The organism is Terrimonas pollutisoli (assembly GCF_029360765.1).
In the GTDB taxonomy this organism is placed as follows: domain Bacteria; phylum Bacteroidota; class Bacteroidia; order Chitinophagales; family Chitinophagaceae; genus Terrimonas_B; species Terrimonas_B pollutisoli.
This window is the reverse complement of sequence record NZ_JARKNA010000004.1, coordinates 21524-38028: the sequence shown is the minus strand read 5'-3', so window position 1 is coordinate 38028 and position 16505 is coordinate 21524. Positions and strand designations below refer to the sequence as shown.

Genomic DNA, 16505 nt, shown 5'->3' with positions numbered 1-16505 from the left:
ATTTGCCAATTACCTGCAACCTGAAACCGGTAACCGGCAACTATAAACATTAGTCCTTAAAATTCTTCTTCAACTCCATCAGCTTCGCCTGGAAGGGATTCAAGGCTTCAGTTTTTTTATTTTGGGGTTTCGAACCTCTGCCTTCTGATCGCTGACCTCTGACTTCTGGCCTCTCTCCTCCTCCTTCTTTCATCGACAAAGCAATTCTTTTTCTTGCCGCATCTACTTCCAGCACTGTTACCATTACTTTCTGGTTCAGCTTCACGGCTTCGTTCGGATCACTGATATAACGGTTACTCAGATGAGAAATATGCACCAATCCATCCTGCTTCACTCCTATATCTACAAAGGCGCCGAAGTTGGTGATGTTGGTAACGATCCCCGGCACTTTCATGCCCGGTTTCAGATCATCCATGGTGCTGACGCCATCCGCAAAACGAAACTCCTCGATCGGTGAACGTGGATCACGACCCGGTTTTTCCAATTCTTTCAAAATATCTTCGATGGTGTACTGCCCGATTGTTTCCGTAACAAAATCTTTTACTTTGATATCTTTTCTTATTTCGGCTTTTTGGATCAGATCGTTTACCGAGCAATTGAGTTTAGCCGCCATGGCTTCTACTACTTTGTAACTTTCCGGATGCACTGCAGAATTATCCAAAGGATTAGCAGCATTCGGTATTCTTAAAAAACCTGCGCACTGCTCGAATGCTTTTGGCCCTAGCATGGATACCTTCTTCAGTTCTTCACGATTTTTAAACCCGCCATTCTTTGTCCTGTACTCCACAATATTTTTTGCCACACTTGCACTAAGACCCGAAACATAGGTCAGTAAATGTTTGCTGGCCGTGTTGACATCCACTCCCACATAGTTTACGCAGCTTTCTACTACCTGGTCAAGTGACTCTTTCAATCTTGTTTGATTGACATCATGCTGGTATTGTCCCACGCCAATACTCTTCGCATCGATCTTTACCAATTCACTTAACGGATCTAACAAACGACGACCAATACTGATGGAGCCACGAACGGTTACATCTTCATCAGGAAATTCTTCCCTTGCTACCTCACTGGCTGAATAGATAGAAGCGCCGCTTTCATTCACCATAAAAATGGAAACCGGTTTGCCAAAATCAATACTGCGAACCAATTGATCAGTTTCCTTACTCGCTGTGCCGTTGCCATAACCGATGGCTTCAATATTGTATTTTGTTACCAGGTCTTTCAACGTATGAATCGCCTTGTCCCATTCATTTTGCGGAGCATGTGGGTAGATGGTTGCGTAATGAACAAATGTTCCCTGCTCATCCAGGCACACGACCTTGCAACCGGTACGAAAGCCCGGGTCCAATGCCAATACTCTTTTTTGCCCCAATGGTGAAGCCAGCAATAATTGACGAAGATTTTCGGCAAATACACGAATAGCTTCCTCGTCTGCTTTTGTTTTGCTCAGCATTCTGAATTCTGTTTCAATAGAAAATTTCAATAATCTACCGAAACTATCTTCCACAGCTATCTTCACCTGTTCTGCCGCCGCATTGGATGATTTGACAAACAAATCCTGTAAAATGCCAACCGCTGTTTCTTTTTCCACCGTGATTTCCATGATAAGGAATCCTTCTTTCTCACCGCGCCGGATAGCAAGGATGCGATGCGAAGGGCTGTCTGCTAATGGTTCACTGAATTCAAAATAATCACGGTATTTCTGTGCATCAGCCTCATCCTTCTTAGAAGATAAAACTCTTGATGAGAACTTTGCCGTTTCCTGGAACAGTTTACGAATGGCATTGCGGGCCTGTTCATTTTCTGCCACCCATTCGGCAATGATATCTCTTGCTCCCTGCAAAGCGTCAGGAGCATCGTTTACCTGTTCTGAAATATACTTTGCTGCTTCTGTATCGACATTCACATTTTCCTGGTCAAGAAGAATTTTAGCCAATGGCTCCAAACCTTTTTCTATCGCCACAGAGGCCTTGGTTTTTCGTTTAGGCTTATAGGGCAGATAAATATCTTCAAGTTCCGTTGCATCCACACAATTTTCAATCCGCAACTTTAATTCAGGCGTTAATTTCCCCAGCCCTTCTATTGTTTTGATAACGGTCTCTTTTCTTTTTTCCAACTCCGCAAAATATTTGATCTTATCGATCACATCGGCTATTTGTACTTCATCCAAATTACCGGTTGCTTCTTTACGATAACGGGCTATAAAAGGAATGGTTGATCCTTCGCTATGCAATTGTGCAATACTGTCAATTTGTTTTAAGGAAAAGTTTAATGTCTTTGCAATCTCCTGCTGGTACTTTAATTCCATCGGTTTCACTTTTGGGGTAGCAAATGTAAAGGTAGCCCGAAAAGAAAAAAATTTGTTTTACTCACTTTATATGCCCATGTTGCCGGCTGTTTTGACAGCTTGTTTTACCTTCGAAAAAGACCCGCCGTAAAATGATGCGACTAAAATACTTTTGCTTCTTCTTTTGTGGGCTGTTGTTTAACATAGCGATGTATGCCCAGGCCGACAACGAGATTCAGGTGTACGCTTCCCCAACCATTCAGCATAAATGGACCATCTTTGAACTGCACAACAATTACACGTTCAGGGGCAGCAAGCTGCTGACCGATCCCAAATCGGCACATTGGTTTAATAAAACACTGGAAATAACCCATGGATTGGGAAAAAATTTCGAAATCGGGTTTTATACTTTCACGGGTATAGCTCCCCGCGGTGGCTATCAATATTTAGGCAATCAAATACGGCCAAGAATTACCGCACCGCAAAAGTGGAACTGGCCCGTTGGTATAAGTCTCTCTGCTGAGTTTGGTTTCTTAAGACCTGACGATACTACAAAATTTGTATGGCAGGGTGAAGTAAGACCTATTATTGATAAAACTATAGCCAACTGGTATTTCGCTTTTAATCCCAATGTTGATTTTGTATTGACAGGCGAGAATAAAGGAGCAGGCATTGCGCCACAATTCAAAACAGTGTACACGATCGAAAAAAAATTTGGCGTCGGCATTGAATACTATGGCGGTCTTGGCTCGTTTAAAAAAATACTACCCATCGACCTGCAGGAACATTTACTGGGCCCAATGATCGACTTATATATTCACCCAATGTGGGAGTTGAATGGCGGCTTCTTGTTTGGCATCACCAAAAATTCCAATCAACGAATCATCAAATTATTATTGGGAAGAAGGATTGGGAAATAAGAAAGTTTATTTTTTTAATGTGAATCTTGCACCGGCAAACACCCGAATACCCTGGTTCGGAGCATATACGTAAGCCGGATCAAAACTTAACGCATACGGATTTTCTGCAGTAGCCAAAATTTTTCCATTTGGATCATATTCCACTTTCTTATCAAACGGATCGTGTGACCGTGCAATAAGGAAGGGTGACTTTTTTGCTGGTGTCCAGTTTAGTAAATTTTTTATCCCGGCAAATATTTCAAATCCATGATTCAACAATTTGGTGAATTGAATATTTTGTATACTCCATACCGGAGAGGAAGCCGGTCGCGGATCTGTTGCCGAAATCAGGGGCAACCGCATTGGACCATAGATATTACCAGTATAATCCATCGTGAGGCCGATAGCAGGAATAATATAAGTAATGGCCCAGGTTCCGCTCCATTTTTCCGTTAACACTGGTTGCAATCTTGTTTTTTCCCCCGCTCCATCTTCTTCCACTTTTTCAACATCCTGTAAGGTAACACCCAGCATGCTTTTGAAACGATGCCCGATATTGAACTCTGTGTTGAGTGTCGCACCCTTTGATGATGAATAACCTCTCAGATTTTGATAAATGATCTTGTTAGGATCTGTATCATAATCCGGAATAATTTGATTGGTGAAATGGGAATACCAAACTGATGCATCCATGTTCAACGACACATTCTGCCAATTGAACTGCCGGGTATAATTCATGTTCACGTTGTAACTTCTTTCAGGCTTGAGTGTTTCTTTAATTTCGACAGCTCTTGCACCTGTCAGCGCAGCATGTTCCTCGGTAAATAAACTCACCACCCTGAAGCCAGTGCCTGCATTTATGCGAAGCACTTGCTTATCCTTCATTGACCATTTCCAGGCGGCACGGGGCGTAAAGATGCCCTTATGTACCGGGTGATGATCGTATCGCATTCCTAACAGCAGCAGGTGTTTTGTATTCAACTTCCATTCATCCTGTACAAAAACACCGGGTATGACATAGCTATCCGGCCGGTTATTTTTTGTGAGTGTATCCTGCGTAGCGGTTGAATTGTCATCATAATAGTTATAACGAATTGCAGAACCCAATAACAAACTGTGGCTGTTGCCTGCTTGTTTGTCCCATACCGCTTGTCCGAAAGCAATTCGCTGCTTGCCCATATACGGCGTAGTTCCATAATAAGAATTCTGATCGTGGCTGGTAGCAGAAAAAGAAAAGAAAATTTTTTCATCAACCGGCAACTGATAATTGCCTATCAACTCCCAGCGATTGGTGTAAATGCTTTCACCATATAGACTATCACCGCCGCGGAAACTTTTGTTCCAGCGCATATCACCCCCCCAGCGATCTTCGTAGAAATACCTCGCTGCAAGAGTAGCCACACGATTCTGCTTTCTGTTAAAACTAAGTTTATTAAAAACGGATATCCGGTGCTGTAAGGTGACATCCGTGAACTGATCGTTATTCTTATCAATCGGGTGTTGATAGTTAAAATAATTTACGCCCAGCAACGAAGTAGCCTTTTTTCCCAATTTGATTTTTGTGCCGATGTCTACTGTATGTTCCCGCCAGTGTGTTGACATCAGGTTTACATTTAGCAAAGGGGCTTTGTCCGGCGATTTGGTGATAATATTAATGAGACCGCCAATGGCTTCTGAGCCATATAAACCGGAGGCAGGACCTTTTACAATTTCTATCCGGTCGATCAATTGGGTAGGTATACCAAATAATCCATACACCGACGCCAGGCTGCTGACAATCGGCATTCCATCAATAGTGATCATGGTATAAGGGCCTTCCAGTCCATTGATATGAATATCGCCGGTATTACAAACACTGCAATTCAATTGTGGTCTTACACCATTCACATTTTGCAATGATTCAAAAATGCTCGGAGAAGGATTTTTCTTAAAGAACTGTGGTGTATAAACTTCTACCGAAACCGGGCTCTCTAACTTTGTAATGGCCCTCATGGTTCCCGTAACGACTACCGCATCTATTTCTTTTTGCGTGGGTGATAATAAAATGGTCATATTATCCTTTGCAGCCGGCAGCATTTTTTTGCGCTCATAACCAACAGCCGAGATAATCAATGAATCATTGGCTGGCAGCTGAATGGAAAATTTTCCCTGGCCATCACAGCTCACGGAATGTGACGAATCTCCCCGTTGAATAGTGGCACCAGCAACCGGTTCTCCCGTTGCTCCACTCAACACTGTACCGTGAATGCTGCGCTGTGCCCAAACATTTACACTAAAAAAACCACCCAGGAATAACGCCAGTATTTGTTTCATAAATTAAGAGTAACTAAACTAATTTTTAGACTTGACTAAATATTTATTTAGCCAAATGTAAACAAAATATGGGCATTTGCAAACCTGTGTACAAAAAAATTTCTATGCTGTTGGCAGAGCACTCTGAAGTTGTTTATGCAAAGACCCTTAGGTCACTAATTTTATCGCATTGACATTTTAAGACTGATGAATGGTAATTTTTTCCGGCATCGCCCGATCGGTATGCAGATTTGTTTTGAGAGTTAACCTGCCATGGTCGGATTTTCCTGCTTAACAATAAATGGTATGAAGGGGCGGCGATAAAGATTTCAGGCCATTTTAATTTCCTAAGCAGCAGTTCCCCGTGACCTCTTGTCTCTTTTGAAGTAATAATCCCACCTTAGCTGCAAAACAGTTTGGAATTGACCACATGAGGGACCGATCATAAGGTCGCATATACATGGATCCTGTCTAATCGCTCCACCCGAACTATTTTGATATGTGACAGCTTTTCCGATCAGTCCTGTTGTTATTTATTGTTCACTTCAAAATTAACAACATGCAAAAATTACAACTTCCGCTATTTCAGTTGCTGATGTGCCTGTTAGCCCCTTTATGGCTATTTGCCCAGGTAAATGTTTCCGGTACCGTTACCAACAATAAGGACATTCCCGTAGAGGGTGCATCGGTAAGACTCAAGAACTCCAGCCTCGGCACCGCCACAAACGCCAGCGGTAAATTTAGCCTCACTCTCCCGGGCCAAGGTGGTGCATTGGAAATTTCCTCTATCGGTTTAAAATCGCAAACCGTACAGGTCAGCAGCAGCATATCCGATCTTGTTATAAAACTGGAAGAGGATGTAGGTAACCTGGACGAAGTGATCATAACTGGCTTGGCATCTTCCATCAAACGGGCCAATATTGCTCATGCAGTGGGCACTATTTCTGCGAAACAACTTGTTGGTACTACAACACAACCAACCGTTGATGGAGCCTTATACGGCAAATTTGCCGGGGCAAATATTTCGGCAAATTCTGGTGCACCGGGTGGTGGCATCTCCGTAAAATTGCGGGGAATAACATCTTTAGTCGGTAACTCACAACCCCTCTTTATCGTAGATGGTGTTTATTATGATAATTCCTCCATCCAGGCCGGCCTGAATTCTGTTTCAAAAGCGGCAGGCCAGGGCAGCACCGATTTTCAGGACAACCCCTCTAACCGGGTGGCCGACCTTGATCCTGAAGATATAGACCGCATCGAGATACTGAAAGGCGCCTCTACGGCTGCTATCTATGGCGCAAGGGCAGCGGCTGGTGTGGTGATTGTTACTACTAAAAAAGGAAAAACAGGTAAGCCAAGAATTGAAATTGGCCAATCAATAGGCTGGCAAATGCAATTGAAAGAGTTGGGACAACGCCAATGGGACACTACAAAAGTGCGGGCTGCTTATAAACAAGCTGGTATTGATGTTTATAATGCTAACGGAGGAAAGATTTATAACTACGAAGAAGAATTATATGGCAATAATGGATTTATGAGTAACACCCGGTTAAGCGTTAGCGGTGGAAATGACAATACATCTTATTATGCAGGGTTTACCTACAGAGATGATGAGGGAATAGTAAAACATACCGGTTATCAAAAAACATCTTTTCGTCTCAACCTTGACCAAAAGGTTACCAAATTCCTCGATGTGTCTCTTAACGCCAACTACGTAGAGTCAAAAGCAGATCGTGGCTTTTTCAATAACGACAACACCAGTACTACATTAGGCGTATCGTTTGTAGCCACCCCTTCGTGGGTTAATCTTTACCCCGACGCAAACGGCAACTATCCTAACAATCCTTTAGCGCCTTCTAATTTTATTCAAACCCGCGACCTGATGACGAATAATGAAAAAGTCAATCGCATTTTATTGGGTGGAAGAGGTACATTAAAAATATATGACAAGGAAAAACATAATGTCAAACTGATTGCATTGGGTGGTATTGATTATTATACTCTAAATACGAATGCCATATTCCCTGCAGTGTTGCAGTTTCAAAAAGACGGTAATGGCACCAACGGCGCTTCCATTCGCGGGACAACTGTTACCCGCAATTCAAATATTTCCGCCATTGCAGTATATGATTTCAAACCTGGTAATGACTTGCAGTTCACTACACAGGCCGGTATTAATGCCCTCAATGTTGATCTGAATACGATTGTCAACACGGCTACACAGCTAATTGGAACACAAACCAATATTGACCAGGCCGGTTCCATCATAGCGGAACAAAACCGGATCATATCAAAAGACCGTGGCTTTTTTGTACAGGAAGAAGTTGCCTATAGAAATATAGTGATTGCCACACTTGGTTTAAGAGGCGATAAATCCAGTCGTAATGGAGACGCAGATAAGTTGTACTATTATCCCAAGGCTTCCGTTGCATTCAATATTCTTCCACTTACTTCCTGGGAAACCATCAGCCAGCTGAAGCTCCGTGCCGCTTATGGCGAATCGGGAAATTTCGCACCTTTTGGTGCCATTTATACACCATTAGTGCCCGCTAATTTTAACGCCACTACAGGGTCCATAGTAGATATAACGAGAGGATCCGCAAACCTAAAGCCAGAAAGACAAAAAGAACTGGAACTTGGCTTGGATGCCGGTGTGCTTAATAATCGCATTGGCCTCGAGTTTACCTGGTATAATAAAGATGTAGAAGACCTCTTGCTAAAAGTGGAGACAGCCAGTTCATCAGGTTTTGCAAACGAATGGAAAAATGTGGCTGCTATTGAAAACAAAGGTGTAGAGATTGGCGTAAATGCTGTACCGGTGAGCAATAAAAATTTGAGATGGACCCTTCATGCAAATTGGTGGAAGAACAAAGCGAAAGTTACACGGTTAGATGTGCCTGCATTCAATGATGGAGCATTTGGCGCTACATTGGGGACATACCGGATTGAAGAAGGCAAAAGCCCTACGCAGTTGGTTGGCATCGGCGACTCTGCCATTGATAAAGTTGATCCTGTTACAAAGCTGGCCGTGTACGGTGATGCGGAACCGGATTTCAATCTATCTTTCTCTAACAACCTGACCTGGAAAAATTTTGAATTATCGGTTTTGATGCATTGGAAAAAAGGTGGTGAAAATGTAAACCTGAGCACTTTGCTTAGCGATATTTTTGCCACATCGCCCGACTATGATAAAAAATCGCAGGATCCAACCGGGCAAAAAACAAATGGTGCATACCGGCTTTCTATCTTGGGTGTTACCGCCCGGCCCTGGATAGAGGATGCCTCTTATTTCCGGGTCCGGGAGATAGGGTTAAGCTATACTTTGCCCGGAAAATGGTTCAAAGATATTGCACGGGTCAAAGTTGGGTTTTCAGGCAGAAACCTGATCAACGTTTTCGACTACAATAGTTACGATCCGGAAGTATCCAATTTCGGAATTGACGCTATTTCAAGCAACGTGGAAGTAACACCTTTCCCGTCGGCTAAGAGTTTTCATTTTAATGTAAGTGCGACTTTTTAATTGCAAACCAAAATGATACCTCAAAAAAAGTATCATCAACAAATTGTAGCCAGAACATAAAATAATAAACAGATGAAACATCAAAATAAATTATACCGGCCAATTCCATTAGCAGGTATGCTTTTTATTGTCTTCGTTTGGACCTCCTGCGAAGTGGAGCCCATTTTAGATCCCAACAACCCGAGTGTTGGTGGTATCACACAAAATGCGTCATTGGGAGAAATACAAAACCTGGTAGTTGGAACGGAAGCTACTATGAGAAGTGATATCAACTTCTATTTCGATGGAGTTTCAGTGATAGGCAGAGAATATTATCGTTATTCCACTTCTGATCCACGATTTACCTCAGACCTGCTCGGCAAAGGAAGTGCTACGCTTGATAATAACACTTTTTATACCACTAACCCATTTGATGCAAGGTATCGTGTTGTAAAGAATACAAATATTCTCATTGACGCCTTGACAAATACAAAAGCAACCATTACCGATGAACAACGAAAAGCAGCTATAGCCTATGCAAAAACTGTTCAGGCGCATGAATTGCTCCTTGTATTTAACCAGCAATATGATAATGGCATCCGGGTTGATGTGGCGGATCCGGATAACTTAGGCCCCTTTCTTTCAAAAGACGAGTCACTGAATGCCATACAGAGTTTATTGGATGAAGCCAATGCTGATTTAAAAGGAAATGCGGCTAAATTTCCATTTTCAACCACTTTGTATAGCAATGTTGCAAACGAATTTTCAAAATTCAACCGGGCCCTGGCTGCAAGAGTGGCGATATATCGGAAAGACTGGGCCGCTGCAAATACGGCCCTGACCGAATCATTTTATGATTTAAATGGCGATCTGAAAAAGGGCGTCTATTATCTTTACTCGACAGCAGGAGGAGACCTGTTAAATCCAATGTTTTTCCCGCTGAATACGCCACCTGCTGAAGCCCGTGTAGTGCAGCCAAATTTTATAACTGATGCTGCAGCCGGTGATACAAGATTGAGCAAAGCACCCAAACGCACTTCTACCGCAGCACAGGATGATTTGTCAAGCGACTATGATTTTTTCGTCTATAAAACAAATATCGACCCCATTCCTATTATTCGCAATGAAGAACTGATCCTGATCTATGCGGAAGTGCAGGCACAGCTGAGCAATACCATGAATGCCACAGCAGCGATTAATAAGATCCGGAGCTCCGCCTCATTGGGCAATTATGGGGGCGCAACAGATCTGAACAGCCTTATTACAGAAATATTAAAGCAACGACGTTATTCTTTATTTGGTGAAGGCCATCGCTGGATCGATATGCGCCGTTATGATCGCCTGAGCCAGTTGCCAATTGACCGACCCGGTGATGACGTATGGGCACAGTTTCCACGACCGGCAACCGAGTTATAAACTATTGAAGGCTTTATGGTATTTTATTGCACGGCCTTATCAGATAAGCCTTGTTATGAAATTTATTGCCTGCATAAAAAAATCATTTGTTCGTCAAATTCGTTTTTAATAGTTGTGCATTAAAGGCGACGATGATCGTACTGAGCGACATCAGCACCGCACCCATTGCAGGACTTAATACAAACCGGGGATATAAAATTCCTGCTGCCAGTGGAATAGCCACCAGGTTATAACCAACAGCCCAAACCAGGTTTTGGATCATCTTCTTGTAAGTGGCTTTCGCAAATGCGATCATCCCAACTATATCTTTGGGGTCGCTGTTTACAAGAATCACATCCGCTGTTTCAGCTGCCACATCGGTACCTGAACCTACAGCGATACCAACATCGGCCTGGGCCAGTGCCGGCGCATCATTTACGCCGTCGCCCGTCATAGCTACCCATTCACCTTTTGATTGGAACTCTTTTAGCTTCTCTTGCTTTTCATGCGGCAATACATTGGCAAAGTAGCCATCCATTTTTAACTTACCTGCCACCGACCTGGCGATATTTTCATTATCACCGGTAAGCAAATAAGATTTTATATGCATTTTCTTCAAATCATCAATGGAACCTGCTGAAGACTCACGAATAGCATCAGCAAGCGAAAAGATTCCCGCCACATGCCCATCAATCAACAGGTAATTTATGGTTTCCACTGCAGGATCAACAGAAGATGGTGTTACTGGCACTGCCTGGTTGCTTTGGACAAAATAATTCGGCCCTGCGGAAACAATATTTTTTCCGTTGACTATCCCTTTTACACCCACACCTTGCATGTAACTAAAATTTTCTACCGGCCACAGTTGCACCTCTTTTTCTTTGGCCCTTCGAATTAATCCATGAGCGATATGGTGCTCCGAATTTTGTTGTACCGAAGCGGCATATTGTAAAAGCTCATCGGCGGAGTATGCATCACTTAATGGAATTATTTGCTGCACTTCATGCGAGCCTTTTGTAAGCGTCCCCGTTTTATCGAAAATAATTGTACTTAATTTTCTTGCCGATTCAAAAGCCGTACGATTACGGATCAATAAACCATGTGTGGCCGATAAACTGGTGGATATCGCAACCACCAGTGGGATAGCAACTCCCAACGCATGTGGGCAGGCCGTCACCATCACCGTTACCATTCGTTCCAATGCAAAAGCCGTATCACCTTCTTTGTTTAGCCAGAATATAAAGGTGCCCACTCCTACTGTTAAGGAAATAATCGTTAGCCATTTGGCTACCCTGTCGGCCAGGTTTTGTGTTTTTGATTTTGAGGCCCGGGCTGAGCTAACCAATGTAATTACTTTATTCAGATAACTATCATTACCTGTTGCTGTAATCTTTACCTTCAGCACTCCATCACCATTGACAGAACCGCCTATTACGGTTTGTTCTTTTTCTTTTTTTACCGGCACACTTTCGCCGGTAAGCATACTTTCGTTAACATAAGAACCGCCATCGATCACTATCCCATCAGCGGGAATTTTTTCACCAGGTTTCACCAGGACGGTATCGCCATTTTGTAGCTCTTTCAAATTAATATCTTTTGTTTCGCCATTTCTTTCAACATGTACTATAGATGGCAACAACGCTACCAAACTCTCCAAAGCCTTCGATGCCGCCATCTCGGACCGCATCTCCAGCCAATGCCCCAACAGCATGATGTCGATCAGCGTTGCAAGTTCCCAGAAGAAATCCATTCCTTTTAATCCCACCACTACAGCAACGCTATAAATAAAAGCCACGCTGATAGCGATAGCTACCAATGTCATCATGCCGATGGCTTTGTCCTTTATCTCGCTAACCATTCCTTTGAGAAAGGGCATCCCACCATAGAAATAGATAAAAGTGCTGAAGATAAGCAAGAGGTATTTGTCACCCGGAAATTTTAATTCAAACCCCAACCATTGCTGGATCATATGAGACAAGAACAAAACAGGGATAGTAATGCCAATACAAATCCAGAAACGTTTTAAAAAATCGTGGATATGATGACCCGCATGTTTGTCGTGAGCTGCATGCATTTCATGCCGCTCATGCCGGATAGCAGGCTGAGGTTTCTTTTCCATTACTGTTCCTGCATCGCGATGATGGTCATGATGATCCATTGTTCAAAGATTTTGGTTTATTGAGTGATTAACAACTTCAAGTCTTTTCTTTGTATCACCAAGCATGCTTTTTAAGCACCAATTACAATACCAGTCAGCAAACAGGAAGGAAATTAATTTTGCCAACCATCCTTCCGGTCTTTGATATGTAATAGACAAAATGGCTTCAGTGCCATCATTTACCGGCTTCAGCGAAAAGTGCATCCGGTACCATGAATAAATGATCATTTTTGATTTGCCAACTGTTTCCCAGGTTTTTTCCTGTGCTTTCTCCCACCCGGTAACTTCAACGATGAAATCCATTTTCATTCCCAGCATGCTTCCCGTCCACCGGTATTTTGTACCTAAACCTGTTCGATGTTCTGTCAGCCATTCCAAATGCAGCTTACTTCCCATCATCATTGCAGACTTCTTTGTCATGTGCATGCCGGTAACACTCAAATCATCTAACACTGAGAAAACTTTCCCAGGTGAAGCATGAATAAAAATATTTCTGCTAATGGTTTTCAACTAAAGGTTGTTTAAAATAAAGTCTGCCCGGTCTTCCGGCGGCAAAACTGGTACATGTACAATGGGAAAATGAAGTGAGCTATACACCTTCATAATCAGTTCATGAATTTTCTTTTGTCCCGCTTCATCTTCCTTTCGAAAATAATCGTTGACCAAGGGCAGCAAATCCAGAATAAATATCTTCTTATACGATACTTTCTCCAGGGTCTCCAATAATTTCTTATCCGGCTCAAGGTTCAAAAAATAATAATAGGCAAGTGAATCTGGTATAGCCCGGTCAAGAAACACTGTCTCATCGGGAGAAAGTAATGTTTCCTGTTCTATCTGCATATTGAGAACACCTAATTGAAATTCCACCTGGTTTTTTCGCACTTCCTCTGCAGTTCGGCCCTTGATGCGTTGCGTATAGAGATAATGCCGTGCATGTTCAATAGTTGTTGTGTATCCTCTTTCCCTGAGTAAATTGACCATCGTTGTTTTACCGCAACCTGGCCCGCCTGTAATGACATACCAGTTTGTCAGATGTCGTATGTTGTCGCTGCTCATTATATTCAATGTGAATGCCCCGCCATCGGGTCGGTTCCTTTTTTGAAAACATATTCGCTGTTTAGCAGGTACGCTCCACTCATTACTACCACATCACCGGGTTTCAATCCCTTTTTAACTTCTACACTTCCGTTATCTTCCATTCCAATTTCTATCATTTTGCTTTTAAAAGTATTCTTTCCGGTTTGCAGCCACACCGTAGCGCCTTTACTGTCCTGTATCACTGCATCAGTCGGTAAAGTCAGCGAGTGATGTTGCTTTTCTTTCAATAAAAGATAAGCCGGCATACCGGGCTTCAGTTGATTGCCTGCATTCGGAATGCCTACACGGAGCAACGTAATTCTTGTCTCCGGATTTATTTCAGGGTTCACAAACTCAATTTTTCCTTTGGCGGATTTACCCGGAAAATCAGGAAACTGCACTTCAGCAATGGATTGCGGATCCACTTGTGCCAGTTGCGAAACATATACCTGCGCCTCCGCCCATAGTGCTGATAAATCAGCTACACGCAACACCGTTGCTCCTTCCATCACATATTGTCCTTCCAGCGCTTCCAGCGAAGTGATATAACCCGGCACAGGGCTATAAAAAGTTGTATGTACAGAAATTTTTTCTGCAGTTTCCAGTTCCTTGATTTGCGATTCACTCATGCCCCATAATAAAAGTTTTGTTTTGGCACTGCTCACTACTTGTCCAAAATCCACGATGGAATTATCAAGCGTCTTCTTTTTCTCCAGCGCCAATTTATATTCCTGTTTAGCATTATTCAACTCTTCGCTATATAAATCAAAAAGCGCAGCACCCTTCTTCACATAGTCGCCCACATTTTTGAAATACAATTTATCAATGCGACCCATCACTCTTGTACTCACTGAATTCGTTCTCAACTGGTCGGTGTTTAGTGTCGCCGTTAAAATCATTCTATCACCAATCATTCCGCTCCGGATGGTATCCACACGAATGTTGCCGAGCTGTACCTGCTGATCGCTCAGTTGAATTTCATCTTTATTCAGGCCGTTGCTTTTTTTCACCGGCGTCAATGGCATTTTGCATATCGGGCATTTGCCGGGCTTCGATTCTACCACCTGCGGATCCATTGAACAGGTATAATACACATCTTCATCTGCATGTTCTTCATGCTTTTTATTATTGCATGAAATAAATAAAAAAGCAATGACTGAAATAATCAATAAGTGTTTCATAACTATTTTTATGTTGCCAGCTTTTATGCTGCTATTAAACTTCAGTTGTTGAGCGAAGCGAAATCCCGCGATATGGCGGGACGACGCTCCATTCATCGTTCTGTTCGCTATTGAGCAACCCACCCCAATTTCTCACAGCAATAAGATTCCTAAATTCGCCCCTCCGGGGAGGGGAAGATCACTAATGCTCCACTATCACATCGGCCTCACTACCCTTTCTTCTCTTGATTCTTCGACAAGGTCTGGACGAGAAGGTGGTGCTGCATTGCAAATCCAAACTACCTGTCTACCACATTGTATTCATAACACTATTCAACATTTTCGAAGAGCTTTTAATCAATTAGTCTTTTCGAAAAGTGAGGGTTGTGCGATGCAAAGTCCCCTTTAGGGGGTTTGGGGGTTTACTTCCTTCACAAAACTTTCGCTATCCACCAAATACTGTGCATTCGCCGCCACGGAATCATTTTCATTTAAACCACTCGTTACCTGTAACAATTTTTTATGCACATGTCCTGTTTCAATTTTATGCACTCTGAATCCTTCATCAGTTTTTAAAAAAACAACTTTATCCAGGCCCAATGATAGTACCGCTTCTTTCGGCAACCATAAACCTTTGTGCACTCCTGAAAAAACAGTTGCGTTCACCTGGCTGCCGATAGGCAACTGTAATTCACGATTATCAAAATTTACTCTTGCGGCAATCGTCTTGCTTCCTTTCCTGTAAACTGGTTCAATGTAACTGATAGTTGCACGAAAATCTTTACCTGGTTTTGATTCCGGAACAATCCTCACTTTATCTCCTGCTTTTACAAAAGCCATATCCTGCGGATAAATATTCAGTAGTATCCACAATTTACCGGGATCATATATTGAAAAAACAGCCTGCCCTTTTTGAACATACATACCTTCTTTTAAATTTAGTTCCTGGGTAGTTTGTATTTCTGAAGTTCCCATATCTGTTGTTTGTGATGCCATTGTGCCCACAATTCCCGCTTCATGAATATGACCCGAATAATTGCTGTACACCGAAACTGTCATCTTAGGCTTACCACCTTTTATTAACTGTCTTAATTGCTGTTCAGAAAAACCAAGCAGTAGCAATCTTTGTCTGGCTGCTTCAATCATCGAAGTATTTTCCGCATCACTCTTCAACAGAAACAAAAGATTTTGTTGCGCCGTCAGCAATTCAGGGCTATAAACATCCATTATCTTTTGCCCTTTGCTGATTTTCTGATAGCGGTACTTCACATAAAGCTTTTCAATTCGTCCATTGATACGGGCAGCAATTGTTCCCACCGATGAAGTGTTGTAAGCAGTATATCCCAACACATCAATCTCCACAGGCTCCTCTTTGTACTTAGCAGTTACCAATGGCAATGATGCAATCACGTATTGATTGGTGGGCTTCAGTAATGTTTCCAGTGAAATCCCCGTAATTGCTTTGGAATCTTTTCCCTTCTTCACCAAATCCATCCCGCAAATCGGACAGTTACCGGGTTTATCCTTTATAATTTCAGGATGCATGGGGCAGGTGTATTGCTCTTTGCTGGTTTCAGGTTGCTGGTGTTGTGAGTGGTTTTCTTTTTTTTCATCATTGCATGCATAAAGACCAAATATCAATAAACAAAGGACAAAACGTAAAATGAGAAACTTTCCTATTGACCATTGATCATTCACGATTGATAAATTTCTATTTCCAAATATTCGTTTCATA

Annotated in this window: 10 protein-coding genes; 3 read left to right on the top strand and 7 right to left on the bottom strand. The window is 42.5% G+C overall.

Translation table 11 applies throughout. The annotated features are described in order from the left end of the window. Positions 1-49: 49 nt before the first annotated feature. Complete coding sequence (locus P2W73_RS08880; RefSeq protein ID WP_276501666.1) at positions 50-2311, bottom strand: Tex family protein; 2262 nt, start codon at positions 2309-2311, stop codon at positions 50-52. 134 nt (positions 2312-2445) lie between these two features. Here P2W73_RS08880 and P2W73_RS08875 point away from each other — a divergent pair, with 134 nt between their 5' ends. Beyond that, positions 2446-3210, top strand: coding sequence for a hypothetical protein (locus P2W73_RS08875; protein ID WP_276501665.1), 765 nt, complete (start codon positions 2446-2448; stop codon positions 3208-3210). Between the two features lie 6 nt (positions 3211-3216). On the opposite strand, the gene P2W73_RS08870 is transcribed toward P2W73_RS08875, so the two are convergent. Further along, the gene (locus P2W73_RS08870) at positions 3217-5502 is read right to left on the bottom strand and encodes a TonB-dependent receptor (RefSeq protein WP_276501664.1); all 2286 of its coding nucleotides are present in this window, start codon (positions 5500-5502) and stop codon (positions 3217-3219) included. A 538-nt stretch (positions 5503-6040) separates the two neighbouring features. Here P2W73_RS08870 and P2W73_RS08865 point away from each other — a divergent pair. After that, on the top strand, positions 6041-9001 hold the full coding sequence (locus P2W73_RS08865) for a SusC/RagA family TonB-linked outer membrane protein (RefSeq protein ID WP_276501663.1): 2961 nt from the start codon (positions 6041-6043) through the stop codon (positions 8999-9001). Between the two features lie 72 nt (positions 9002-9073). Beyond that, the gene (locus tag P2W73_RS08860; protein ID WP_276501662.1) at positions 9074-10396 is read left to right on the top strand and encodes a RagB/SusD family nutrient uptake outer membrane protein; all 1323 of its coding nucleotides are present in this window, start codon (positions 9074-9076) and stop codon (positions 10394-10396) included. An 82-nt stretch (positions 10397-10478) separates the two neighbouring features. Here P2W73_RS08860 and P2W73_RS08855 read toward each other — a convergent pair whose 3' ends face one another. From P2W73_RS08855 to P2W73_RS08835, 5 genes are all read right to left on the bottom strand, one after another. Then, positions 10479-12533, bottom strand: coding sequence for a heavy metal translocating P-type ATPase (locus P2W73_RS08855; RefSeq protein ID WP_276501661.1), 2055 nt, complete (start codon positions 12531-12533; stop codon positions 10479-10481). A gap of 3 nt (positions 12534-12536) precedes the next feature. Next, entirely contained in the window at positions 12537-13043 is a 507-nt protein-coding gene (locus P2W73_RS08850; RefSeq protein ID WP_276501660.1) for an SRPBCC family protein, read from the bottom strand. Further along, positions 13044-13589 (bottom strand): AAA family ATPase, encoded by a 546-nt coding sequence (locus P2W73_RS08845; protein WP_276501659.1) that lies wholly within the window; start codon positions 13587-13589, stop codon positions 13044-13046. Between the two features lie 5 nt (positions 13590-13594). Beyond that, the gene (locus tag P2W73_RS08840) at positions 13595-14791 is read right to left on the bottom strand and encodes an efflux RND transporter periplasmic adaptor subunit (RefSeq protein ID WP_276501658.1); all 1197 of its coding nucleotides are present in this window, start codon (positions 14789-14791) and stop codon (positions 13595-13597) included. A gap of 384 nt (positions 14792-15175) precedes the next feature. Further along, positions 15176-16504 carry a heavy metal-binding domain-containing protein gene (locus P2W73_RS08835; RefSeq protein WP_276501657.1) on the bottom strand — a complete coding sequence of 443 codons (1329 nt, stop codon included), beginning with the start codon at positions 16502-16504 and terminating at the stop codon, positions 15176-15178. Position 16505: the final 1 nt, after the last annotated feature.